Here is a 23,403-nt window from a genome sequence, read left to right on the forward strand (position 1 = left end):
AATTCCCGAAATAGGCTGCCGCCCCTTCGAAAGTATAAGCGCTCGGCGCCGCCACCGACTGCAGACGCCACACTAAACAATAAAGACGATACCGAAGTAGGAGTTTCTGATGTCGCGGAAAGTCGTTGTCACGTGCGCAGTCACCGGAGGGGGGGCCGCGAGTCTTGCGAAGCATCCAAATATCCCCAAGACGCCATCGCAAATCGTGAAGGCCGCACTGGAAGCTGCAAAGGCTGGGGCTGCGATCGTGCACATTCACGTCCGCGAGCCCGACACGGGGGCCCCATCAAACCGATTTGAGCTTTATGAACAGGTTGTTAAGAAGCTCAGGGACGCGGCGACCGATGTCATCATCAACCTAACCTGTGGAATGGATGGGGAACTTGAACTTGCTTCTTTGGATCCTTTAAAAATAGGGAAGGCTAGCACTCTTAAGAACGCGATTGGCCGCTGCTCCCACGCCGTCAAACTTCAGCCGGAGCTTAGCACCCTGGATTGCGGAACAATGGCTTTTGGGGATGCGATTTTTGTTGCGCGTATGTCCGATCTGCGAGAGATGGCGACACTTATGCGCGAGGCTGGTGTCAAGCCCGAGCTCGAATGCTTCGATCTAGGACACATTGAAACCGCTAAGAAACTTATCTCTGAAGGCATAATTGACGGTCCGCCCGTTTTCCAATTTTGCCTCAGTACGGGTTATGGTGCTCCCGCTGTGCCGAGCGCTGTGCAGGCGATGCGAGAGCTTCTCCCTTCCGGGGCAGTCTGGGGTGGATTTGGTTGTGGTGCAGATGAGATGCCGATAGTTGGACAGCTGGTGGCTATGGGCGGACACGTCAGGGTAGGTTTGGAAGATAACATTTACCTCCGACGTGGGGTGCTGGCATCCAATGCCGAGCTCGTTGACAATGCGGTTGGGATCATCGAGCGCATGGGCGCCAGCATCGCCACACCTGCCGAGGCACGCGCAATCCTCGGAGTAAGAAAGCGCGGATGACCGCACTCGAAAACGGGCAGCGGGCCACTCCCGCTTGATCTGCTCGCCCGGACAGCGCAACCAAATCGCTGCCGCCATCGCGGACAGGGGATATGACGCGCCGCTTTACCGAGCGGGTAGTCGCCAAGCCGCGCAGGCAGATCATGACATCCGAAATCCTGATTAAGGCCCAAGAGCCCGTCTCGAAAGTTGGAGCGTTGGCTCTGCGGGCCAGAGGGTCCGGGAGCTCCTTTGTTGAACAGACGGCGCTTGGGCCGACTTATACCAACGGTCTTGGCTGCTGACTCTTTTGTGATTTTGGCCGATTTGCGCGCCGTGATTCCCTATTGCCGAAGGAGATTCGGCGATGGGATCAGCGGTGAAGTTGCGGACGGACTTTTCGGCGGGGGAGCTTCGCCGTCTTGCCCGGAACTCAAAGGATGTGCGCCAGAGCAGCCGGCTGTTGTCGATCGCGGCGGTTCTGGACGGCATGAGCCGGGCCGATGCGGCCCGGATCTGGGGCGTCGCGCCCCCAAAGTGACCCCCTGCGCTTTGAGGCGTTCTTCCGCGCAGTCACCACCAGTCCAGACGCAGACCGTTCACCGGTCTGCAATGACACGCGGCTGCCCCACTCTGCGGGCCGCCAATCACCATCTAACTCCAAGATGGCTGTGATATCAATTTTGTATTTGCCAATTCAGAGCCTGCCCGCAAGTCTAAAATGCAGAAAATGGGCGACCCCATGGGCAATTCCGCGAAGATCACCGGGCGAAATCGATCAACATTCCTGCACGTGAATTTCTCGGAATGAGCGCCAGCGAACATATTGGCGCAGGGCGAACGGTTCTGATGGCCTACCCCTGGGAACCAAACAAGGGCGAGTGCGTCAGGTGAATCCAGACGTGGGGACGGTTGTCGAGGTCATGGGCAGGCAAGCTATGGTCTGCTTTTCGGACAATTTGGCGTGGTCTGTCCGTGCTGCACAGCCAAAGGGAAGAAATATCTCTACGTCGCGAATCCCCAGCAGCCACGGCTGGAACAGGTCTGTCCAGCACTTGCCAGCAGGCTGCTGATAACTACGCACATTTCGCTACCTTGTGTCCGAAAAACAACACCGATTGCAAAGGTACGCCTCATGACGCTCTCCTCGATCCCCAACCCCGACTTCGTCACTCTGTACGATAACAGGGCGCGTTGGGACCTGCCCGACCACCGCCGCCACGGCTTCCATAACCTTCACACCACGTTGCGCTATGGTATGTCTTTGCGCGCTCCCGGCGTCCTTCCGCTCAGGAAGGAGGTCGACTGGACCATCGGGGAGCGGCCCGAGGTCGCACGCTTCCTCGCTATGCCGCATTTCTCGGCCTTCGTCATGGTGCGCGACGCGCGCATCCTCTACGAGGCCTACGCACCAGATTTCGGCCCCGACAGGCCGCATCCCCTCATGTCTATCACCAAGACGACAATCAATCTGATGCTCGGCCGCTGCGTCGCCGACGGCCTCGTCGACCTCGACCGCAAGGTGAAGGACTACCTACCTGAGATCGGTACGGGCTACGCTGAGGCGACCGTCAAGGCGGTCGCGGACATGAACGTCGCCAACGACTTTAACGAGGACTACAGCGACCCCTACACTTCGGCCTTCGACATGGATGTCGCCACCGGCAACCGCCTGCCACTGGAGGGGCAGAAGGAAGAGACGACTCGCGCCTTCCTCTGCGGTATCACCGGAGACGACCTGCCGAATCGTACCGGCGAGGTGCTCTATAAGTCAGCTAACAGCGAGGTCATCGGCTGGATCATCGAGCGCGCCAGTGGCCGGGTGTTGCGCGATTGGCTGATCGACATCGTCGAGGCGGCGGGCCTTGAAGGGTGTTTCCATATCAGTTGCGATCGCCAAGGTGTGCCGGGGCTATACGGCGGCGCCTACCTCACCGCCCGCGACCTAGCGCGCTACGGGCTACTGTTCGCGCGCAAAGGCGAGGGTGTCGATGGACGTCGTGTCGGTGATGCGGCATTCATTGAAGAGACGCGCCGTAATCCGGGTCCTACCTTGGCGAAGCCGCGCGACTGGACAAGTTATAGTCGCCAAATGTACACCGACGGAACGTGGTTGGGCCACGGCGGCTATGGGGGCCAGTTCATGCTTGCGAACCCTGACTCCGGCACCGTTATCGTTTACTTCAGTGTTCTCGAGAACAAGAGCGCCTCCGACATCGACTTCAGCGGCCCTCTGATGAAAATGATGGCCGAACTCGCTGCGTGAGCGTCTCGGTCCACATTATCGATGCGATCCGCCTCAATCAAAATTGAAGAGCTGCTTGAGAGGTGAAGGGCACGCCGGTTAGCATCAAATCAGGCGAGGCTGGTCGAGGTTGCCCAGCCTGATCTTCAGCTTTGAGATCGGCCTTTTGAAGCGCCAGGATTCGTTTCGGGTCTCGACGATCTCGCGATGGTGGGAGAGGCGATCGAGCAGCGCGGTCGTCATCTTGGCGTCGCCCTGCGATGTCACGTTGCCTCCATATAGGCGCGTGAGACGTGCGGCCGCCGATGTCAGCTGACCACGCCACGGCTTTTCATTCCGCCATGGCCCGCAGGCGGTGAATATGTGTAGCGAGAGCGAAGCGTTTCGAGCGGGGCGGGACGAAGAGATTGCGCAGAGCGGAGAAGATCAAACTGTCGCCAGGCTGCTCCATAGGATCGAGCTGTCTGCCTCAGTTTCAAGCCTAAACCTCTCCTTCTGGTCGCCGCCTGACCCAAGGAAATTACCGGTGTCCCCGCGAGGGCGCTGCGAGGGTGATCACCACGATCGGATTATCTCAAAACCAGATGAGCTCGATATATAGGTTATATTTGACGGCGGTTTGATGCCAATGACAGTCTTACGCAATCAAAAGACCGAGAATGCGCTCGAAGAGCATCGGCCTTCGAAAATACATCTTCACCCATAAGAAAAAGGGGAAAGGGTTAAACTCATGAGCAAGAACTATCGCATTCTCGACCTCCTCCGGCGCAATCGCTCGCCGCTTGAAAATCACCTCATCGATGGTCTCGTCGACGGCCGTGTCAGCCGCCGCGATTTCGTGCGCCATGGCAGCCTGCTTGGTCTGTCGCTGCCGCTGCTCGGCCGCATCGGCACGGCCGCTGGCTTCGGTGCGGCGCCCTCGCTTGCCCGCGCCCAGGGTGCGCCAGGCGCCACCATCCGCGTTGCCTGCAGCGTACCGACAGCAGCGATAGACCCCGTCACCATTGCCGATACCGGCGGCATCATGATCATTCAGCAGGTGGGCGAGTTCCTCTGCGTCGATGGCCCTGACCTGTTGCTGCGGCCTGCGCTGGCCGAAAGCTGGAAGCCGAACGACAAAGGCACGGTGTGGACCTTCAAGCTGCGCAAGGGCGTGAAATTCCATTCAGGTGGCGAGATGAAAGCCGACGATGTGGTGGCCAGCATCGACCGGCTTGCCGACCCGGCCGGCTCGTCCAATGCGCTCTCGGTGTTCAAGGGCGTCCTGCAGAAGGGCGCGACCAGGAAGGTCGACGACTACACCGTCGAGTTCCACCTGGATGCGCCGAACGGCAACTTCCCTTACATGGTGTCGTCGGACAACTACAATGCCATCATTCTGCCTGCCAACTACAAGGGCGACTATGAGAAGAGCTTCGACGGCACCGGGTCGTTCAAGCTGGAGAAATACACGCCCAAGGTCGGCGCCTCCTTCGTGCGCAACGAGGATTACTGGGGCGACAAGGCATTGCCGGACCGCACCGAGTTCACCTTCTTCGACAACCGCCAGGCGCAGATCCTGGCGCTGCAGGGTGGTCAAGTAGACATCACCAATATAACGGCTCTGTCCGGCATTGGCCTGCTCAACGATCCGAACTTCGATATTATCAGCTTGAAGTCGTCGGCGTGCCAGCAAGTGCACATGCGCTGCGATTCGGATCCGTTCAAGGACCCGCGCGTGCGCCGCGCGATTGCGCTCTCAATCGATCGCGACAAGCTCGTCGCCGGCCTGATGAAGGGGCGCGCCTCGCTGGGCAATGACAGCCCAATTGCTCCGATCTACCCGTCAACCGATACGAGTGTGCCGCAGCGCAAGCAGGACATCGCGCAGGCCAAGCAGCTGATGGAAGCTGCCGGCGTCGGCAAGGGCTTCAAGGTGACGCTGACCGCCGTGCGCGTTGCTGAAATTCCCGAATACGCGCAGCTGATCCAGAATTGGGTTAAAGAGATCGGCATTGAGATCGAACTCAACATCCTCGACGCGGGTAGCTACTACGGAGACGCGGTGTTCGGCAAATCGAACTGGCTGGATTCGGTGATGGGAATCACTGACTATGGTCACCGCGGCGTGCCGAACGTCTTGCTTTCCGCGCCGCTGAAGAGCGACGGCACTTGGAACGCCGCGCATTTCAAGAACAAGGATTATGACATGCTCGTGTCCAGCTACATAGCGGCTGTCGATCTGGAAGGGCAGAAGGCAACGGCGGGCAACATCCAGAAGCTGCTGCTTGAGGAAACGCCTATCATCTTCGGCTATTTCCTCGATTACCTGACGGCGACGACGAAAGGCATGACGGGCGTGCAGCCGAGTGCGGCTGCACAACTTTTCCTCGAAAAGGCATCGAAGGCTCACACCTAAGCCAAGGAAAGCCAATCTTCTAAGAGTCTTCTCTGATTGGGGTCGTTGAGGTCAAGGTGCTCCTACGCTTTTTTCGCGGACCGTTCCGCGGGTCACTCGCTTCTCTTCGCGGTCGGCGCTTGGGCTGCGGCATGATGAGGGCAGGAGAGCGAGGCATCTCAATCTGTTTCACGACCTTGCCGAGTTTTGGCCGGCAGGTTCCGGGCTCTTAACGGGATCGCGTCGCCCATCGTCCCACGGAACGATCTGGGCATCGCCCGTTCGGGCGAAAGCTCCACTTTTGCTCGTTCGGTGTTCGTCGCGGCTTACGCCGCCAGCGCGGCAGGCACCTTCCAAAGCGGAACTCGGTCGCGTCAGCCCACATGCGATGCAGGTGACCGCCACACCGCCAGCTTGCGGGCCACCGCCACTCCCGCCCGCGCCATGCCGCGGCGTCTGGCAATGTTCACGCCCCAGGCGCGCAAGCTCGACCAATTGTTCGCGCCCACCAGCAGCGAAGGCGCAGCTTCGTTGAGGGCGGTGCGGGCGAGTTCGTCACCCGGCGGCTGATCTTGCCCTGCATGTCGGTCTCGCCGGACTGGTAGCGCGCCGGCGTCAGCCTCAGATGCGCCCCAACAGCCGGCCGATCCAGGGTCCCCATTTCTTCGCGGGGCGAAAGATGGCCCGGCTGGCCCAAAATCATCACGCGAAATGGCTACTTTCTGTCAAATTGTACAGAGGATCGTCGAATCCACCTCCGGCTGGTTGACATGCTGGCGCCGCCTCGTGCGCGACTACGAGAAGAGCATCGACGTCCCTTACGCCATCCTTGTCGCTATGGTCGGCAATCTCATCCGCAGAAACGTTCATCCCTGAATTCAAAATGGACTCCTAGCGCTTACTTCGACGAGCGTCGATCGCCAGAACAATTACACGCGTGTCATACAAAAAGCGGCGCTAGAGTTGATGTTTCTGGCCTTCCCGTCGGAGTGCAACGATGTGCGGGCCAACGGATCGCGAGGTGCACTAGCGGATACCAAGGTCGACACCTCATCTAGCCCATAGATGAGTCAAATCTGAAAGCTGTATTTGACTGCCGCGACATCGGGATTGATGGTACGGAACATCTGAACGGTTGCGCTTCTCCCGCTGCAGGGCCGCAATCGTTGTTTTCCATTTGTTCTTCCGCCGCTGGTGACCAGTCATGCTCGCCCACGCATGTCACTGCCTTTTTCACCGACACTGAAGAATGCCAAACATAGTAAGGGAGGAGTACTTCTATGAATCTAAGTGAGTATGCGGAGTACGATGCCACTGGTTTGGCCTCACTCGTGCATTCGGGTGACGTTACGCCTTTGGAATTGACGCGGCTAGCTCGCGAGGCGCACGACCAGGTCAATCCGCACATCAATGCCGTAGTTGAATTCTACGAAGATGCTGAGACCGTTGCCGGAGCGAATGGAGGGATCTTCCATGGCGTGCCTTTCCTTCGCAAGGATATCGGGGAAAGCGAAGCAGGCCGCCTACAGGAAAAAGGAAGCCGACTGTTCAAAGGATGCCGCTCCCATACCGACAGTTATTATTTTCGCCGCGCCCGGGAGGCCGGGCTTCGGACAATAGGAAGATCAGCGACCCCGGAGCTTGGATCGACCGTAATGACCGAATCCTTTCTTAATGGTATCACCCGCAATCCATGGGACTTGGAGCGCTCTGCGGGAGGCTCCTCTGGCGGAGCGGCAGCGGCAGTGGCAGCCGGCATCACTCCTATTGCCCACGGTAACGACGGAGGTGGATCAATTCGAATCCCGGCGTCGTGGTGCGGTCTTGTAGGGCTGAACCCGTCTCGCGGGCGCATTTCCGGCGGCCCAGACAATCAGGACGCATCGTTTGGTCTCACCCGCGCTTTTGTTCTCTGTCGAACTGTGCGCGACATGGCCGCCGCACTGGACGTTTTTTCCGGCCCCCATCCCGGCGATCCATTTATCATCATACAGCCGAACCGTTCCTACGTGGCGGAGCTATCACAGCCCACCGGTCGTCTGCGGGTCGGTGTCGCAAGAACGAGTTGGGGCGCGGTCGGCCTTGAGCCGGAAGTGCTACACGCTGTGGAGGCCACTGCAAAACTTCTGCAGGAAATGGGGCACATGGTAACTGACATAGTCTCACCATATGAGCCTGTCGAATACAGCAGAAGAGCGTTTGCCGGGGCGAACGCGTCCGCGAATCTACTTGAACGGGCGGCACGGGCCATGGGGCGCACTATCAACGCGGATACCTTGGAGCCAGGCAACCTCAAATGGTATGAATTTGGCCGTGACGTACCTCTTTCTGAAGCGGTGGACTTACAAGAGGTGCTCAGGAAAATGCGTTTCCGCGTGGGCGAGGCGATCCATGCCTTCGACATTCTGCTGACCCCCACGATGCCAATCGTGGCCGTGCCGCATGGCGGCATCTATTCTGCCACCAACCCAACGCTTTCCGCAGAAGAAAGCATCGAAATAGCTGACACGGCGATTTGCCAGTATGCTGGCGTGTTCAATGTGACTGGACAACCATCGGTGTCTTTGCCGTTGGCAGAAAGCGCCGGCGGCTTACCGATCGGTATTCAGATCGTGGGCCGCTTCGGTGATGAGTCTACGCTCGTCCGGGTAGCACGCGATTTGGAGGAGGCCAGACCGTGGAACTCCCGCTTGGCAAAGGTTCGAGTGGGCAGCAACTGATTATCATTCGAGCTCTCTGGGGTCGATCTTTGATTGATGTGCAAGCCGCTTAATGCTTGAACCGCAGTGAGCGACCCTGCGCCTGCTGATCGAGGAGAGTGAGCATCAGGCGGCGTGCAAGGGAAAGAAAAGGAGAGTATCCATGCAAGATCACTCACAACAGCAGGATACTGCGGGCCCGATCGGAATCCTCTGCCTCTGGAACGGCCACCCGGACAGTCCTCGGCCTCAAACATTCGATGGCCGTCGTGTCATCTATGAACAGGTCCAAGGTGCCTGGTGGCAGGCGCTTATGGACGACGAGCCAGGACTCTGTGCTGCCTACGCCGAAGCCGCGCGTCGCCTCGTTGATCGCGGTGCCGTTGCGATCAGTTCAGGCTGTGGCTATACCGTCCGGTACCAGGAGGCAATCGCTGCAGCGGTGAAGGTGCCCGTGGCTACGGGGAGCCTCCTCTTAGCCCCGACGGTGATCCGGCACCTGCCCCCCAAGGCTCAACTCGGCGTCGTGGTCGCTCACGAGAAGTACGTCGGGACCGATCTTTTAGGGATCGTTCGCGATCCTGAGGAACGCGCGAGAGTCGCAGTCGACGGTATTTCAGGTAGCATGCTTGTGGAGAACGAACTGAAGCGTCCGACAGGAATGGCGCCTCTCCCTGACTCTGACACCGAGCGCCATCTCACGGACGCCGTGCGGCGACTTTGCGCAGCTCACCCCCACATCGGCGCATTCATCTTTGAATGTACAGAGTTCCCCAAATTCGCACCGAAGCTGCGGCACATGACGGGCTTGCCTATTTACGACCATATTACAAGTTTTCGGATAATGTTTGAGGCTATGACCTGTAGGGCGTGATCCTTAAGGCCGCGAGCAGTCCGGATCATGCCTACGAAATCTATCTCGCGGCCGCGAAATGTGCATGATCCTGGATGCGGCTTAGAATGGCGCCAGTTCCCTGCTCAGTCGTAGTGTCCGCTCAGGAGGTGGGCCCCTCAGATACATTGGCAGTACGCGCCCGCACTTCGACATCTTGTCACCTTTCCACGGCAACAGCGGCGTAATCAACCAGGTCGAACGGGAGAGTTCCATCGACGCAAAAAAACGTGCCGCTTAATCACCGAGTTCTCAAACACAATTGGTCGCCTCCAGCCGTTCGAAATGAGTCAGAGAATGGGTCGTCCTGAAAAATAGGTCCCGAGGCCGCCGAATAGTCAGCGCCCAATGGACCAACTGAACCGGCAGCGGCTCGTTGAGTCCCAGCTGCCCGGGATGCCGACGATTATTTCTCTGGTGTCGGTGTGTCGCCGGCGATCATAACCGCCGGTGCCAGGCGTCAGCTTGGAAGCGGGGACCAAGATCCCGACCATTGCATGACGGAGATTTTCGCGACTATCCTCAGATACGCGCTTGCCTGGACGCTGCGCGGATCAGGTCGCGCCCAGGCGTGCGGTCCATTGCCTCAATCTGTTTCACGACGTTGCGAACCTTGGTTCGGCAAGTTCATCGTCCCCATGAAACGATCCGGGCATCGCCCTTTCGGGTGCAAGTTTTGTTCCTGTTCCTTGCTCCTTTGATCTGTCTCTGGTCCCGCCACCAGTGCGGCAGGCACCTTTCCAAGCGGAACTCGGTTGCATCGGCTCACATGCGGTGCAGGATGGCGGCCAGTTTGCGGGCAACCGCCACACGCGCTCGCTATGCCGCGGCGTCTGGCGATGTTCATGCCCCAAGCGCGCAAGCTCGACCATTTCTTCAGCGCACGAGCAGCGAGCGGGGGGCGGGAGAGTTCGTCGCTGCAGCGGCTAATCTTGCCCTGGACGTCGATCTCCCGGACTGGTAGCGCGCTGGCGCCAGCCTAGATACGCCCCCGCGACCGCGACGAGCTGAGCCGCTCTGGGCGGTCGATCATGGTGCGTAAGGCGAGCGGGCGCCGACAGACTGTCGCGAACCTGCTTCGTCAGGCAGGCGAACTCCGTCACTCCGTCAGCACGCGCTGAGGCTCGAAAGAAGCGGCTTAACCAGCGGCACGACGATCGGGTCTGTGCCGGCCAGTTCGCGCATGCGACAGGCAAATGCTGCGCGCGAGAGCGTCCCGAGCTTGACGCCGGCCTCGCGTGTGGCGCGTACAACATTCTCGGTCGGCCACTTAGATTAAGCTGTCAACAGGGCGCCGCGCTCGGCCTCTATATGCCTGCCTGCTCTGAGCGAGCAACAGTTCGAGCCGATCAAAGCTCGCGACGGATCTGCGCCTTCAGGTGCTCAGGAAGCGGGCGGCCCTTGCCGGTCGTTCGGAGCTGGTGGATGCCCTGGGCAAGCAGCAGGCCTTAGATACGGTTTACTCGGTAGGTCTGTCGCGGAAAGGCGACGCTCGATCGTGGCTGCCTCAAAGTTCGGTTTTCTGTCTCCTGTTACGTTTCCGGATGCACAAGGCGGGAATATAGAGGCCGGGGTCTGCGTATCGGGCCGGCCACTTCCGGACCTGACAGGCGCAAAACGTTCTAGTCGCCGGCATGGGCGCAGCGGTATTGGCCGAGTTTCCCACTTCGACGTAGTCACGGACGCGATCGGCGAGCGTTTCCAGATGTACTGGCAGGCCAAACACCGGCCCCGCACTAGTCGCCGCGCCTGGAAGAAGAATTTTGCCCCCCCTGCGTCTTGTCCGTTGCCTGTCCCAAGCCGGTACCCACATCGATGATATCGGGCTGTTCGTCGGCCGGCGCCTGCACCGCGGAATGATCGACGGCAAGCGCCCTGCTGTGGGACGGTCCGGAGGGACGCTCAAAGTGATTTCTAGGCTTCTGCTTGATGAAAAACGACCGATAGGGTGCGTCGATTTGCGGAGGCGCGGGCACAACTAGCCTCGTTTCGGACGAGTGTTCGTCTGCTTCCTTCGACGTTGCGCCGAAGGAGCCTGTGGGCGGACCAAGCGTAGGACTCCCTCGGTCACAGCATCTCGAAACGCGATAACATGAATATTAAAACTGCATTGGACTCAAGAGCCGGCTGGTCGGATCATGCGTCCGAAAATCACTGAGGGTAGAGATGAAGGCACTTTGCCTCTGGCACGCTACGGACGAAGAGCTAAAATACGTCAAAGCGGCGATTCCGAGCGGCACAGAGATCGTGGTGCCTGAAGGCGAGTACTTCTCTCGCTTCGAGTGCACGTACTCTAGCATTGCACGTCACGCCGTAGCTGCTGACGTGTTTCTGGGCTGGACGATCCCAGAAGGAATCCCGGAAATTTCAAAGAACCTCAAGATGCTTTCTTGGTTCCACTCAGGAGTCGACGATTTGGGTGAGATAGGATTTCTCACCCAAGCAAAGCAGTGCGAAATTAAGGTAGCTAATATGCGCGTCCTTGGCGTGCGACGCAACAAGGATCGGCAGGACGAAAACGTAGACACTATGTATGGGATGGACGATCTCCATTTAGTCCTCGCTCAGTGTGATTATGTGGCCTTTGCTGTCCCCGTCACTGGTAAGACTTTTCAGTTGCTGGGCGAGGCCGAACTGGCTGTCATGAAGCCTTCCGCGTTGTTGGTGAATTGTTCGCGCGGTAATTTGATTAAAGAACGATCGCTATACAAGGCTCTTACCACCGGACGCTTCCGAGGATACGCAGCAGATGCGTGGCCCTATTACGCATGGCCGCGGTTTTTTCCGGGCCAATTTGAACCGAGACTGCAGCTACACAGGCTTCCGAATGTGATCGGCTCCCATGACCAGTCTCATAACGCCGATGGTGTACTGGAGAGATACATCGAATTTGGCGTGGAGAACGTTGTAGAGTTCATCAACGGAAGGCCTCCTAGTCGCGAGGTCAGCCTGGACTTAGGTTACTGAACGAGTCGGCCGTGCGGATGGCTGGCGGCCAAGCCGGCGGATGAGTCTGATAAGATGCTCGACGGCGAGTTCAGATCTCCAAAGCTTTCCCACAAAGCGCGTGACGATCGGAACACGCGAATTCTACAGGATTTTGTCAAATAAAACGCATGTCAGTCATAAAAAGAAAAAGGGGAAAGGCTTAAACTCATGAGCAAGAACTATCGCACTCTCGACCTCCTCCGGCGCAATCGCTCGCCGCTTGAAAATCACCTCATCGATGGTCTCGTCGACGGCCGTGTCAGTCGCCGCGATTTCGTGCGCCATGGCAGCCTGCTTGGTCTGTCGCTGCCGCTGCTCGGCCGCATCGGCACGGCCGCTGGCTTCGGTGCGGCGCCCTCGCTTGCCCGCGCCCAGGGTGCGCCAGGCGCCACCATCCGCGTTGCCTGCAACGTACCGACAGCAGCGATAGACCCCGTCACCCATGCTGATGGCGGCACCAGCCTGGTCATTCAGCAGGTGGGCGAGTTCCTCTGCGTCGATGGCCCTGACCTGTTGCTGCGGCCTGCGCTGGCCGAAAGCTGGAAGCCGAACGACGAAGGCACGGTGTGGACCTTCAAGCTGCGCAAGGGCGTGAAATTCCATTCAGGTGGCGAGATGAAAGCTGACGATGTGGTGGCCAGCATCGACCGGCTTGCCGACCCGGCCGGCTCGTCCAATGCGCTCTCGGTGTTCAAGGGCGTCCTGCAGAAGGGCGCGACCAGGAAGGTCGACGACTACATCGTCGAGTTCCACCTGGATGCGCCGAACGGCAACTTCCCTTACATGGTGTCGTCGGACAACTACAATGCCATCATTCTGCCTGCCAACTACAAGGGCGACTATGAGAAGAGCTTCGACGGCACCGGGCCGTTCAAGCTGGAGAAATACACGCCCAAGGTCGGCGCCTCCTTCGTGCGCAACGAGGATTACTGGGGCGACAAGGCATTGCCGGACCGCACTGAATTCACCTTCTTCGACGACATCCAGCCTCAGATCCTGGCGCTGCAAGGTGGTCAGGTTGACATCATCAACCAGTTGCCGACGTTCGCCGGCGTAGGCCTGCTCAATGATCCGAACGTCGATATCATCAGCCTGAAGTCGTCTGCGCATCGGCAAGTGCACATGCGCTGCGATTCGGCCCCGTACAAGGACCCGCGCGTGCGCCGCGCGATTGCACTCTCAATCGATCGCAACAAGCTCGTCGCCGGCCTGATGAAGGGGCGCGCCTCGCTGGGCAATGACAGCCCGTTCGCAGCGGTCTTCCCGTCAACCGATACGAGTGTGCCGCAGCGCAAGCAGGACATCGCGCAGGCCAAGCAGCTGATGGAAGCTGCCGGCGTCGGCAAGGGCTTCAAGGTGACGCTGACCACCCAGCGCTATCTGGAAATCCCGGCATACGCCCAGCTCATCCAGAACTGGGTCAAGGAAATCGGCGTCGAACTCGACCTCAACATCATGGACCAAGGCGCTTACTACGGAGACGCGGTGTTCGGCAAATCGAACTGGCTGGATTCGGTGATGGGAATCACTGACTATGGTCACCGCGGCGTGCCAAACGTGGTCCTTGCAGCACCGCTGAAGAGCGACGGCACCTGGAATGCGGCGCACTTCAAGAACAAGGAATACGACACGCTGGCAAACAGCTACATCGCAGCGCTTGACCTCGAGGCGCACAAAGCTGACGCCGGCAAGATCCAGAAGCTGCTCCTTGAGGAAACGCCTATCATCTTCGGCTATTTCTTCGATTACCTGACGGCAACTGCGAAGGGCGTGGCCGGCCTGCAGCCGACCGCCATGGGGCAGCTGTTCCTCGAAACGGCATCGAAGGCTTAAAGCGGAAGAGGGACAGCCGATCCTCTAACAGCCAGCTCCCTCATGGGGGTTGGCTCCATAAGGAGTCTTAGCCATTCTTTCCTTCCTTGTCCGGCGTGTTTCCTTGTCGCTTGTCACGCTATTCCTGCTCAGTATCATGGTGTTCCTGGGTGGCCAGGTCCTGCCCGGAAATGTCGGGCGAGCCATTATGGGACCGTTTGCCGATCAGCGCGCGGTCGACGCCCTCAATCATACGCTCGGCGTCGATCGCCCATTGCTCACCCAATATGCGACCTGGATCTGGAATTTCATTCGGGGCGACATGGGCACGTCCTACATCTTCCGCTCGCCGGTGGCCCCGTTCGTCATCGGTGCCTTGGGTAATTCGATGAAGCTGGCCGCCGTCGCCTTCGTGCTGGTGGTGCCGATCGGCATTCTGGGCGGCGTCGTGGCTGCCCTCAACCTCAACCGTCCGCTCGACCGGATCATCAGCCTTGGCGGCCTGTCGGTGACGGTGCTGCCGGAATTCGTCACCGGCATCATCCTGATCCTGATCTTCGGCGTCTGGCTACGCTGGCTGCCGATCTCGGCCGCATGGCCAAAAGATGCCGGCTTCTTCACCCAACTCTATTATCTGATCTTGCCGTCGCTGCCCCTGTTTTTGGTGCTGTTCGGCTACATTGCGCGGATGGCCCGCTCCGGCATGATCGAGGCGCTTGATTCCGACTATACGAGAACCGCCGTGCTCAAGGGCCTGCCATGGCGCACGGTGATCTGGCGGCACGTGCTACGCAATGCGCTGCTGCCGACCATCACCGTCATCGCCACGCAAACCGGCTACCTCATCGGCGGCCTCGTCGTGATCGAGACGCTGTTCCGTTACCAGGGCATCGGCTCGCTGATCTTCACGGCCGCGCGAGGCAAGGATTTCCCGATGCTGGAGTCCGGCATTCTCACCATCGGCATCGTCTATGCCGTGGCGACATTGATCGCCGACTTCCTCTACTCCGTGCTCAATCCTCGCATCCGGCTGGGGCCAGACCAATGAGCGCCGTCCAGACCACTTCTCCGCCGCAAGACGACACTCGCGGGCGCAGTTCCCTGGCGGAAGTCCTTTTCTCGCTGCTGCGTTTGCGAACCTTCCTTGTCGGGCTCGCCATCGTGCTGTTCTGGGTCGCCTGCGCGCTGTTCGGCGAGCACTTCGCACCCTATGACCCGCTTGCCGACGACATCATCAACGCGCTGGCGCCGCCTTCGTCCGAGCACTGGTTCGGCACCGACCAGATTGGCCGCGACGTCTTCTCGCGCGTCATCGTAGGCTCGCGCGACATCCTCACCGTCGCCCCGCTGGCGACGCTGCTGGCGACGGTCGCGGGCGCGGCACTCGGCTTGCTTACCGGCTATTTCCGCGGCATCGTCGACGATGTCGTCAGCCGTATCCTCGAAGCCTTCATGGCCGTCCCGGGTGTCATCGTGGCGCTGCTCACCATCGTCGCGCTCGGAACCTCCAAGGCTACCGTCATCGTCGTCATCGCCTTGGGCTTCGCGCCGATCATTGCCCGCACTGTGCGCTCGGCAGTGCTCGCTGAGCGCGAACTCGACTATGTCGCTGCGGCCCAGCTCCGACATGAAAGTGCACTGCATACGATGTTCGTCGAGATCCTTCCCAACGTCATCCCACCGATCTTGGTCGAGATGACCGTGCGGCTAGGCTACGCCATCTTCGCGGTGGCGACACTGTCCTTCTTGGGCTTCGGCATCCAGCCGCCCTCGCCTGACTGGGGCCTGTCAATCTCCTCCAACTACAGCATGATCGGCGGCGGGTTCTGGTGGACGGTTCTGTTCGACGCGCTCGCCATCGCATCGCTGGTGATCGGCGTCAACCTGGTAGCAGATGGCGTCCATGGAGCGCTCAATGACTAACTCCGCCAAGGCGCAAAACGCCCTCGAACTACACGATTTGTCGGTCGCCTACCGCGTGGCCGGGCGCAACCGGGCCGTACTGCGCAACCTCAGCCTCAACATCAGGCAAGGCGAGGCCTACGGGCTGGTCGGCGAATCCGGCTGCGGCAAATCCACCGTGGCGCTCACCGTCGTGCGCTATTTGCCAAGAAACGGCTCGATATCAGGCGGCGCGATCTCGCTCGACGGCCAGGACGTGATGAAGCTGGACGGCGAGGCCTTGCGGCGCGCCCGCGCCGAAAGCGTCTCGATGGTCTATCAGGATCCCGGGAAGGCGCTGAACCCGTCGATCCGCATCGGCGGCCAGCTGACCGAGATTTTCGAGCTCGGCGGCGTCACGGGCAAGGCGGCCGAGGATCGCGCCATCGCCATGCTGAACCGGGTGCGCATCTCCGATCCGCCAAGCGTCATGCAGCGCTATCCGCACCAGCTCTCCGGTGGCATGCAGCAGCGCGTGGCGATCGCCATGGCGCTGGCGAATGACCCCTCGATGCTGATCCTCGACGAGCCGACGACCGGTCTCGATGCGACGGTGGAGGCCGAGGTGCTCGACCTGATCGCGCAGCTCAGGCAAGAGCTATCCTCCTCGATCCTGTTCATCAGCCACAACCTCGCCGTCGTCTCCCACATGTGCGACCGGGTTGGCGTCCTCTATGCCGGCATGCTGGTCGAGGAAGGGCCGACGGACGTCGTGTTCAACGATCCGCGTCACCCCTACACGGTGGCGCTGCTGCGCTGCCTGCCACGCCGCGGTCAACGCAAGGACCTGGGCCGCCTCGACACCATTCCAGGCTTCCTGCCGGGCATTGGGGCCGACATCAAGGGCTGCGCCTTCGCCGATCGCTGTGCGCTGGCCGACGATCGCTGCCGCGCCGAATTGCCGCCGCTTTACGACCTGAGTGACGAGCGAGGTAGGCGCCTGTCGCGCTGCTTCCATCACGACAAGGCGCAGGCCCTGCCGCGTGCCACACCAAGCGATGTGGCGCCGGCACCAAAGGAGGAGGCGGCACCCGTTCTGCGCGTCGCGGGGCTGAACAAAACCTATGGTAGCGGCAGCCATCCCTTGCGCGCCGTCAAGGATGTCTCGCTCGATCTCAGGCCCGGCGAGACGCTGGGGCTGGTCGGCGAATCCGGCAGCGGCAAGACCACCTTCGCCAGGCTGCTGCTCGGCCTTGTGCCGCCTGATGACGGCGGTACCATCGAGCTCGAGGGTAAGGCGCTGGCGCCACGGTTGGAGAACCGCGGCGACGACCAGGTCAAGGCGATGCAGATCGTCTTCCAGAATCCAGACTCGGCGCTCAACCGCTCGCATTCGATCCGCCACATCCTCGGCCGCGCATTGAAGCGGCTGGCCGGCCTCTCCGGCGAGGCGCTGGAGGCGCGCCTCGACGACCTCGTCCGCTCGGTGCGCCTTACCGACCGGCATCTCGCCGTCAAGCCGCGTCAATTGTCGGGCGGGCTGAAGCAGCGTGTTGCCATCGCGCGTGCCTTCGCGGGCGATCCTCGCATCGTCGTCTGCGACGAGCCGACCTCGGCGCTCGACGTCTCCGTCCAGGCGGCGATCCTAAACCTGCTCGCCGACCTGCAATCGAAGGAGGATGTCAGTTACATCTTCATCTCGCATGACCTTGGCGTAGTCCGTTACCTCTCCGACAAGATCGCCGTGCTCTATCTTGGTCGCATCATGGAGATCGGGCCATCGGAGCAAGTCTTTTCCGGGCCGCATCACCCCTACACCGAAGCGCTGCTATCGGCCGTGCCTAATCTCGACCAGACCGAAACCGCGCGCATTCGTCTCGACGGTGAAATACCCAGCGCCACCAACCCGCCGTCGGGCTGCGTGTTCCACACCCGTTGCCCGCGCAAGATCGGTGCGATCTGCGAGCAGCAGGAGCCGCCGCTCGCCGAGGCGCAGCCCGGACATTCCATCCGTTGCCACATCCCCTATGCGGACCTGGCAAGGTTGCAGAAGGCGGTGTTGGTCGAATCGGGCGAAACGGGTATCGCAGTTGGGTGTCGCGTCGCCTAAGTAGGTTCGACCAGGCTTGTAACGGTCGCAGTTTGTGGTTCCATACGACGGGATTCCGGTGCGATGATAGTCGCAAGTCACCGGTTATGGCGACGCAGTACCAGCCACGTACATTTGGAGTCCTCGCATCTGAGGCATTCGGAGTTCGAGTGACGCGGCTCGAATCGGGGTAGTGTGCTGAGAGTTCTGCAAATTCGCTGAGAGAGGGCGGTCATGGCAGGCTGGTGATGTTCAACGTCACCTGATTCCCGCGAAGGAACGCCACCACGACCAAGACCGAAGATAAATCCGCCATCGCTGCCGTCAAAGACATTCTGCTTTCGAACCCGGATGGGCTGCACGAAGTGATCCGCGCGGTGATGCAGGAGGTGCTCGAGGCAGAGATGGACGAGGCGCTGGGTGCTTCCAAGAGCGAGCGCACGCCTGATCGTCTGGGCTATCGCTCGGGCTACTACGGCCGCACCCTGGTCACGCGGGTCGGCAAGCTGGAGCTGCGGGTTCCGCAGGACCGGGCCGGCCGGAAGGTATTCGGCGATTCGAAGCTTTCGAAGGCCATGGGATACACCGCCTCAATCTTGAGCTTCTTCATGAAGCTCTCGGCCATGGCGTTGTCATAGGGATTGCCTCTGCGCCCCATTGAGCCGATCAGGCCACTGCGGCTCAGGGTCTCGCGGTAGAGCTCGGCCGCATATTGGGCGGAATGATGGATCAAGCTTGGCGGCGGCTTTCTTCGCTGGATAGCCACCGTTAGAGCTCTGGTCGTGAGGCGCGCGTCGACCGCCTCCACGATCGCAGTGTCGTCGGCCTGCTTGTGCGGGTGGTCTGCGGATTCCGACGATTTACCGGACGCGATTCGGATTGAATACCGGACAGTTTTGAAGCCTGGATAGTGCCTTTGGGTCAGCAGCCTGGGCATGCATTTCCTCGACGGTAGAGGAGAGACGCATGCCGAAGAGAAGAAGGCTGACTATGAGACAATTGAAACAACTGCTTCGGCTAAGCGCGGACGGCATAAGCGTTCGCGACATTGCCACCATGCTTGGGATTGCCCGCAGCACGGTGCAGGACAACATAGAGCGAGCGACTGCCGCCGGCCTATCCTGGCCGTTACCGGCGGAGCTGACTGACGATGTTCTCGAACATCGGCTCTTCTCCCGTCAGGGCGTCAAACAAGGGATACGCCGACGCACCGAGCCTGACTGGGGGGCGCTGGCCGTCGAACTGAAGAAGCCGGGCGTGACGCTGTCGATCCTGTGGGAGGAGTATCGGGCCGTTCATCCCGATGGTTACGCTTACAGCAGATTCTGTGATCTCTTTAGAGGCTTCGAGCGGCGGCTGACGCCGACGATGCGCCAAGTGCATGTCGCCGGAGACAAGGTGTTCGTCGACTATTCCGGCAAGAAGCTGCCGATCGTGGACCGCAAGACCGGCGAGATCCGCGAGGCCGAGATCTTTCTCGGGGTGCTCGGCGCGTCGAGCTACACCTTTGCCGAGGCGACCTGGAGCCAGACCCTGCCGGACTGGATCGGCTCGCATGTGCGCATGTTCCGCTTCTTTGGCGGCGTCCCGCGGCTAATTGTTCCCGACAATCTGAAGTCTGGCGTGAATCGGTCGAGCTTCTACGACCCCGAGATCAACCGCAGCTTCGGCATGATGGTTTCGCACTACGGTGTCGGCGTTCTGCCGGCGCGACCGAAGCGACCGAAGGATAAAGCCAAGGTCGAATGTGGCGTCCGTTTCGCGCAGAGCTGCATTCTCGGCCGGCTGCGTAACCAGACTTTCTTTTCCCTGGACGAAGCCAATGCCGCTATCCGGGAGGCTGTCGAGCGGATCAACACCCACGTCATGCGCCGACTGGACCAGTGCCGTCGCGACCTGTTCGAGGCGATGGAACGTCCAGCGCTCGCCGTGCTGCCGGCCGAGGAATACGAATTCGCCGAATGGCGGCTGGCGCGTGTATCGACAGACTATCATGTCGAGTTCGAGCGCTATTTCTACTCGGTGCCGCACAGCCTCATCCGAGAGCAGGTGGATGTCCGGGCGACGAGCCGAACGATCGAGATCTTCTTCAAGGGTAAACGCGTCGCGGCCCATCAGCGCCGCTATGGTGGGGCCCGTTTTGGAACCGACCCGGACCACATGCCCAGTTCGCACCGCCGCTACGCGGAATGGTCGCCGGAGCGCTTCCGGCGCTGGGCTCGTTCGATCGGTCCACAGACCGAGGGGCTCGTTATCGCCATCCTTGCCAGCCGGCCGCATCCGGAACAGGGATTCAGAACATGCCTCGGCGTTCTCAAGCTCTACCAGGCGATCGACACGGCGCAGGCCGAAGCCGTTTCGACCCGTGCTCTCGAGATCGGCTGCCTGAACTGCAAAAGCATCAGCGCCCTCATCAAATCCCACAAAGCCTCAAGGCACACCGCCGAACCTGCCGCCGTCGGCGAGCACGCCAATCTTCGCGGCCCAGGCTACTTTCATTAAGGAGATAATCAACAAATGCTGACCAATCCCACCATCGACATGCTGCGCGAACTCGGCCTTTCCGGCATGGCAAACGCGTTCTGTTCATCAGGCTGGCGACATGCGACTGGATCAGACAGCGCCATAGCCTGCTCCCGATCGGACCAGCTGGCGTCGGGAAAAGCTGGCTGGCCTGCGCGCTCGGCCATAAGGCATGTCGCGAGGATCTCTCGGTCGCGTACCACCGTGTGCCGCGCCTCTTCGCCTCGCTCGCCCTTGCCCGCGGAGACGGCCGTTACGCGAAGCTGCTCAAGAGCCTGGCCAAAACGGACTTGCTTACTTTAGACGATTGGGGCCGGAGAAGCTCAACGACGAACAACGCCGCGATCTCCTGGAAATCGTCGAGGATCGCTACGAGAAGCGTTCCACCATCCTCACAAGTCAAATTCCCGTGGATCACTGGTACGATATGATCGGTAATCCGACCATCGCCGATGCCGTTCTCGACCGCCTTGTTCATAATGCCTATCGCATCGAACTTTCCGGCGAAAGCATGCGCAAACACAAGGTCCTGCCAATCCCAGACGCAACTCCCGCTTGACCGAAAACGAGTTCGTCGACAAATATCGAAAAAGACCCAGAGGCGCTCTAAGCCGTCCGGCTTCGCCTCGGAATCGCGTCCGGTATTCTATCGGAATAGGTGTCCGGTTTCGTCTCGGAATGCAATGTCCGGAATCATTGGAATACGCAGGTGGTCATAGTCGGTCGAGCAAGTTGCGCGCGATGTCGTAACGTCTCGCCAGGCCGTGAAGTGACTCGCCGGACAAATACTCCTGAGCGATCTGGCGCTTGAACTGAATGCTGTGATTACGGTGCCTTGTCATGGGTCTTCACTCTTCGAAAACCCGACAAGCTGGTCAAGTCCTCAGCCTGATCAGTGTCCACCCTAAGGGGCGCACTCCACTCGTTGCCCTAGAACAACGGCGCACGAATACAGGAAGCGCTCGACCTGTGCCCGGAAGCAATCCGCTTCGAAAGCCCGAACTGCGTGCGCCTGATCGGCAGCTGCGCATTCGAATGATTCCGGACGGTGCGCCTCTTCGACGAGATCGAGGAAACGGCCTTGGCGTTGGGTGGAACCTTGGCCATGTCAGCTGGTCCCAGCTATGAGCTTCGGCAGCCGCACCAGATTGTTGCGGCGGCAGTGAACGCGGTCCCAGCCCGCATCGTCAACGCCACGGTGCCGGACGTGGTCCACGATACTGTCCGCGATCTGGTCCGGGCCCGCGAAGCCGCAGCCGACGACCTGCGCCGCAAACGCCAGCAGCTGCTTTCCTTCCTCCTGCGCCATGGGCGGATCTACGAGAACGGCGCTCATTGGACATTGGCGCACCGGCACTGGCTTGCCCGCCAGAGCTTCGAGCATACCGAACAGCAGATCGTGTTCCAGGAGAAGATCGACGCGATCGAGGACGCGGCTCAGCGACTACACCGCCTGGATGACCAGCTGCGCGCCGTCGTGCCAACCTGGTCCATGGCGCGGGTCGTCGAGGCCTATCAGGCCATGCGCGGCGCCTCGTTCTTGGTCGCAGTGATATTTGCGGCCGAGATTGGGGATGTGCCCTGCCAAGCAGGCGAGCCTTCTTGCCTTCAACCTTGACAGGGAACATCAGAGACTAGAGGTCAATAGTTTACCAAGATGTCACGTGGCATATTGCAGAAAGACTTCGCACCGCTTTCAGTCACTCGGACCGTCTCACTGAAGATATAGCCATCTTCCTTCTCATAAATACCCACGAGAACGTGGAAAGTCATATTAGGTTCAATGACGGTATGGTCGTCGGGCTGAAAGCTGAGGTCAGCATTCCAGTCGATGCCGATGGAGTAACCGCTCCTGGACTCTTTACGTACGCCATAGGGCTCGAATGCTCGCTTAAATGCATGCGAGACATCGGAGCATTTGGCTCCTGGCCGTATTGCGTCGAACTCGGCGAGGAAGCCGTCCACCGCCGCTTGATGCAAGTGCTTTGCGCGAGCGCTCGGTTCACCCAGGAAAACCGTCCTTGCCAATGCACAGGCGTAGCGGTGCCGGAATGCGCCAAACTCAAAATTAGTCTGGCAACCCATTTTATAGGTGGCATCGGACCATTTGAGATGGGGTGCTGTGGCCGGGGAGCCAACCGGCATGGTGGGAGCACCATAGCAAGGCCCCCCAGGAAACTCGGGAGTTCCTTTAAGGAGAGCACCTTGTACGGCGGCCGCCACGTCACATTCCCGCGCGCCCACCGCAATCTCGAGCCGGCCAGCTTGCAGGGCCCTATCTGCAATCTTCCCAGCCTGTTCTATGTAGGCGAGTTCTGCCGGCGATTTTACTCGTTGCAGGGTCGAAACCATGCCGTCCGCATCGACAGCCTTTGACAAATCCAGATTGTTGGCAAGAGCGGCATAGGACTTCATGCCAAGTATTTTCGCCCCCATTTCTACCCCGATGCGACTGGATTTGGCGCGCTCCTTGACGAGATCGCTTATCGGTTCCCAGGGCGTACGCTCGCTCGAACCAATGTATTTTTCCGCGTAACTGAGGACACGGGATTCCGACAAGTAAGAAGTCGGTGTCGCGTTAAGCGTATCAATCTCGCGCAAGATTAGCCACGGATCTTCTTCGTCTTGGCACACAAGTGCGAGCTGCGGAACGTAATCGGAATAACCTTCATAGCCAGTCAGATAATTCATATTTGACTCGTTGAGGACGAGCAGCGCGTCAATGCCACGCTCTGCCATCTGACGACGGAGTCGATTATTACGTTCACGATATTCGTTTTGGGTAAACGCGGGCATATATTGCCTCTCCGATTGATCTATATTAAGACAGAGCGCATTCTGAAGCGGGTAAGGTTCGCGACCCCAGTCGCTCGTCTCAAGTGCTGGTGACTATCACTCCCGATGAGAGTGAGCGTCAAACGCAG

Annotated in this window: 14 protein-coding genes and 7 pseudogenes; 16 read left to right on the top strand and 5 right to left on the bottom strand. The window is 59.9% G+C overall.

The window, feature by feature from the left end; genetic code table 11:
- The first annotated feature begins 109 nt into the window (after positions 1 to 109).
- From NKI69_RS06590 to NKI69_RS06600, 3 genes are all read left to right on the top strand, one after another.
- Positions 110 to 994 carry a beta-keto acid cleavage family enzyme gene (locus NKI69_RS06590; RefSeq protein ID WP_352720566.1) on the top strand — a complete coding sequence of 295 codons (885 nt, stop codon included), beginning with the start codon at positions 110 to 112 and terminating at the stop codon, positions 992 to 994.
- 346 nt (positions 995 to 1,340) lie between these two features.
- Positions 1,341 to 1,514, top strand: coding sequence for a hypothetical protein (locus NKI69_RS06595; protein WP_352720568.1), 174 nt, complete (start codon positions 1,341 to 1,343; stop codon positions 1,512 to 1,514).
- 594 nt (positions 1,515 to 2,108) lie between these two features.
- On the top strand, positions 2,109 to 3,239 hold the full coding sequence (locus tag NKI69_RS06600; protein ID WP_352720570.1) for a serine hydrolase domain-containing protein: 1,131 nt from the start codon (positions 2,109 to 2,111) through the stop codon (positions 3,237 to 3,239).
- An 84-nt stretch (positions 3,240 to 3,323) separates the two neighbouring features.
- Here NKI69_RS06600 and NKI69_RS06605 read toward each other — a convergent pair.
- Together NKI69_RS06605 and NKI69_RS06610 are read right to left on the bottom strand one after the other, a co-directional pair.
- A pseudogene (locus NKI69_RS06605) lies at positions 3,324 to 3,473 on the bottom strand (ATP-binding protein); the annotation flags it as partial.
- Between the two features lie 76 nt (positions 3,474 to 3,549).
- A pseudogene (locus NKI69_RS06610) lies at positions 3,550 to 3,645 on the bottom strand (IS6 family transposase); the annotation flags it as partial.
- 303 nt (positions 3,646 to 3,948) lie between these two features.
- Here NKI69_RS06610 and NKI69_RS06615 point away from each other — a divergent pair.
- Positions 3,949 to 5,616, top strand: coding sequence for an ABC transporter substrate-binding protein (locus tag NKI69_RS06615; protein WP_352720572.1), 1,668 nt, complete (start codon positions 3,949 to 3,951; stop codon positions 5,614 to 5,616).
- Positions 5,617 to 5,944: 328 nt separating this feature from the next.
- On the opposite strand, the pseudogene NKI69_RS06620 reads toward NKI69_RS06615, so the two are convergent.
- Positions 5,945 to 6,304: pseudogene (locus tag NKI69_RS06620) on the bottom strand (transposase); the annotation flags it as partial.
- A 32-nt stretch (positions 6,305 to 6,336) separates the two neighbouring features.
- Here NKI69_RS06620 and NKI69_RS06625 point away from each other — a divergent pair.
- The 3 genes and pseudogenes from NKI69_RS06625 to NKI69_RS06635 form a co-directional block, all read left to right on the top strand.
- Positions 6,337 to 6,471 (top strand): annotated as a pseudogene (locus tag NKI69_RS06625) (IS5/IS1182 family transposase); the annotation flags it as partial.
- Positions 6,472 to 6,875: 404 nt separating this feature from the next.
- Positions 6,876 to 8,315, top strand: coding sequence for an amidase (locus NKI69_RS06630; RefSeq protein WP_352720574.1), 1,440 nt, complete (start codon positions 6,876 to 6,878; stop codon positions 8,313 to 8,315).
- Between the two features lie 142 nt (positions 8,316 to 8,457).
- Positions 8,458 to 9,168, top strand: coding sequence for an aspartate/glutamate racemase family protein (locus NKI69_RS06635; RefSeq protein ID WP_352720576.1), 711 nt, complete (start codon positions 8,458 to 8,460; stop codon positions 9,166 to 9,168).
- A gap of 783 nt (positions 9,169 to 9,951) precedes the next feature.
- Here the strand turns inward: NKI69_RS06635 and NKI69_RS06640 are convergent.
- Positions 9,952 to 10,446, bottom strand: a pseudogene (locus tag NKI69_RS06640) (IS110 family transposase); the annotation flags it as partial.
- Positions 10,447 to 11,352: 906 nt separating this feature from the next.
- On the opposite strand from NKI69_RS06640, the gene NKI69_RS06645 reads away from it, so the two are divergent.
- From NKI69_RS06645 to NKI69_RS06685, 9 genes and pseudogenes are all read left to right on the top strand, one after another.
- The gene (locus NKI69_RS06645; protein ID WP_352720578.1) at positions 11,353 to 12,153 is read left to right on the top strand and encodes an NAD(P)-dependent oxidoreductase; all 801 of its coding nucleotides are present in this window, start codon (positions 11,353 to 11,355) and stop codon (positions 12,151 to 12,153) included.
- Between the two features lie 189 nt (positions 12,154 to 12,342).
- Positions 12,343 to 14,007 (top strand): ABC transporter substrate-binding protein, encoded by a 1,665-nt coding sequence (locus NKI69_RS06650; protein ID WP_352720580.1) that lies wholly within the window; start codon positions 12,343 to 12,345, stop codon positions 14,005 to 14,007.
- Positions 14,008 to 14,080: 73 nt separating this feature from the next.
- A complete protein-coding gene (locus NKI69_RS06655) occupies positions 14,081 to 15,034 on the top strand; it encodes an ABC transporter permease (protein WP_352720740.1) in 954 nt (317 codons plus the stop codon).
- Positions 15,031 to 15,909 carry an ABC transporter permease gene (locus tag NKI69_RS06660; protein ID WP_352720582.1) on the top strand — a complete coding sequence of 293 codons (879 nt, stop codon included), beginning with the start codon at positions 15,031 to 15,033 and terminating at the stop codon, positions 15,907 to 15,909. The genes NKI69_RS06655 and NKI69_RS06660 overlap by 4 nt, the downstream gene beginning before the upstream one ends.
- The gene (locus NKI69_RS06665; RefSeq protein ID WP_352720584.1) at positions 15,902 to 17,977 is read left to right on the top strand and encodes an ABC transporter ATP-binding protein; all 2,076 of its coding nucleotides are present in this window, start codon (positions 15,902 to 15,904) and stop codon (positions 17,975 to 17,977) included. The genes NKI69_RS06660 and NKI69_RS06665 overlap by 8 nt, the downstream gene beginning before the upstream one ends.
- Positions 17,978 to 18,246: 269 nt before the next feature.
- Positions 18,247 to 18,495, top strand: a pseudogene (locus NKI69_RS06670) (transposase); the annotation flags it as partial.
- Between the two features lie 427 nt (positions 18,496 to 18,922).
- Positions 18,923 to 20,458: an IS21 family transposase gene (gene istA / locus NKI69_RS06675; protein ID WP_352720586.1), complete on the top strand. Its 1,536-nt coding sequence runs from the start codon at positions 18,923 to 18,925 to the stop codon at positions 20,456 to 20,458.
- Positions 20,459 to 20,592: 134 nt separating this feature from the next.
- A pseudogene (locus NKI69_RS06680) lies at positions 20,593 to 21,038 on the top strand (ATP-binding protein); the annotation flags it as partial.
- 489 nt (positions 21,039 to 21,527) lie between these two features.
- Complete coding sequence (locus tag NKI69_RS06685; protein WP_352720588.1) at positions 21,528 to 22,097, top strand: hypothetical protein; 570 nt, start codon at positions 21,528 to 21,530, stop codon at positions 22,095 to 22,097.
- Positions 22,098 to 22,120: 23 nt separating this feature from the next.
- On the opposite strand, the gene NKI69_RS06690 is transcribed toward NKI69_RS06685, so the two are convergent.
- Entirely contained in the window at positions 22,121 to 23,275 is a 1,155-nt protein-coding gene (locus tag NKI69_RS06690) for a M24 family metallopeptidase (protein WP_352720590.1), read from the bottom strand.
- Positions 23,276 to 23,403: the final 128 nt, after the last annotated feature.

The organism is Mesorhizobium sp. M0491, assembly GCF_040321265.1.
Lineage (GTDB): Bacteria > Pseudomonadota > Alphaproteobacteria > Rhizobiales > Rhizobiaceae > Mesorhizobium.

Bases quoted from the DNA above. Each gene is read 5' to 3' on its own strand.
- NKI69_RS06590 (WP_352720566.1), top strand. From the start codon at position 110: ATGTCGCGGAAAGTCGTTGTCACGTGCGCAGTCACCGGAGGGGGGGCC.
- NKI69_RS06595 (WP_352720568.1), top strand. From the start codon at position 1,341: ATGGGATCAGCGGTGAAGTTGCGGACGGACTTTTCGGCGGGGGAGCTT.
- NKI69_RS06600 (WP_352720570.1), top strand. From the start codon at position 2,109: ATGACGCTCTCCTCGATCCCCAACCCCGACTTCGTCACTCTGTACGAT.
- NKI69_RS06615 (WP_352720572.1), top strand. From the start codon at position 3,949: ATGAGCAAGAACTATCGCATTCTCGACCTCCTCCGGCGCAATCGCTCG.
- NKI69_RS06630 (WP_352720574.1), top strand. From the start codon at position 6,876: ATGAATCTAAGTGAGTATGCGGAGTACGATGCCACTGGTTTGGCCTCA.
- NKI69_RS06635 (WP_352720576.1), top strand. From the start codon at position 8,458: ATGCAAGATCACTCACAACAGCAGGATACTGCGGGCCCGATCGGAATC.
- NKI69_RS06645 (WP_352720578.1), top strand. From the start codon at position 11,353: ATGAAGGCACTTTGCCTCTGGCACGCTACGGACGAAGAGCTAAAATAC.
- NKI69_RS06650 (WP_352720580.1), top strand. From the start codon at position 12,343: ATGAGCAAGAACTATCGCACTCTCGACCTCCTCCGGCGCAATCGCTCG.
- NKI69_RS06660 (WP_352720582.1), top strand. From the start codon at position 15,031: ATGAGCGCCGTCCAGACCACTTCTCCGCCGCAAGACGACACTCGCGGG.
- NKI69_RS06665 (WP_352720584.1), top strand. From the start codon at position 15,902: ATGACTAACTCCGCCAAGGCGCAAAACGCCCTCGAACTACACGATTTG.
- istA (WP_352720586.1), top strand. From the start codon at position 18,923: ATGCCGAAGAGAAGAAGGCTGACTATGAGACAATTGAAACAACTGCTT.
- NKI69_RS06690 (WP_352720590.1), bottom strand. From the start codon at position 23,275: ATGCCCGCGTTTACCCAAAACGAATATCGTGAACGTAATAATCGACTC.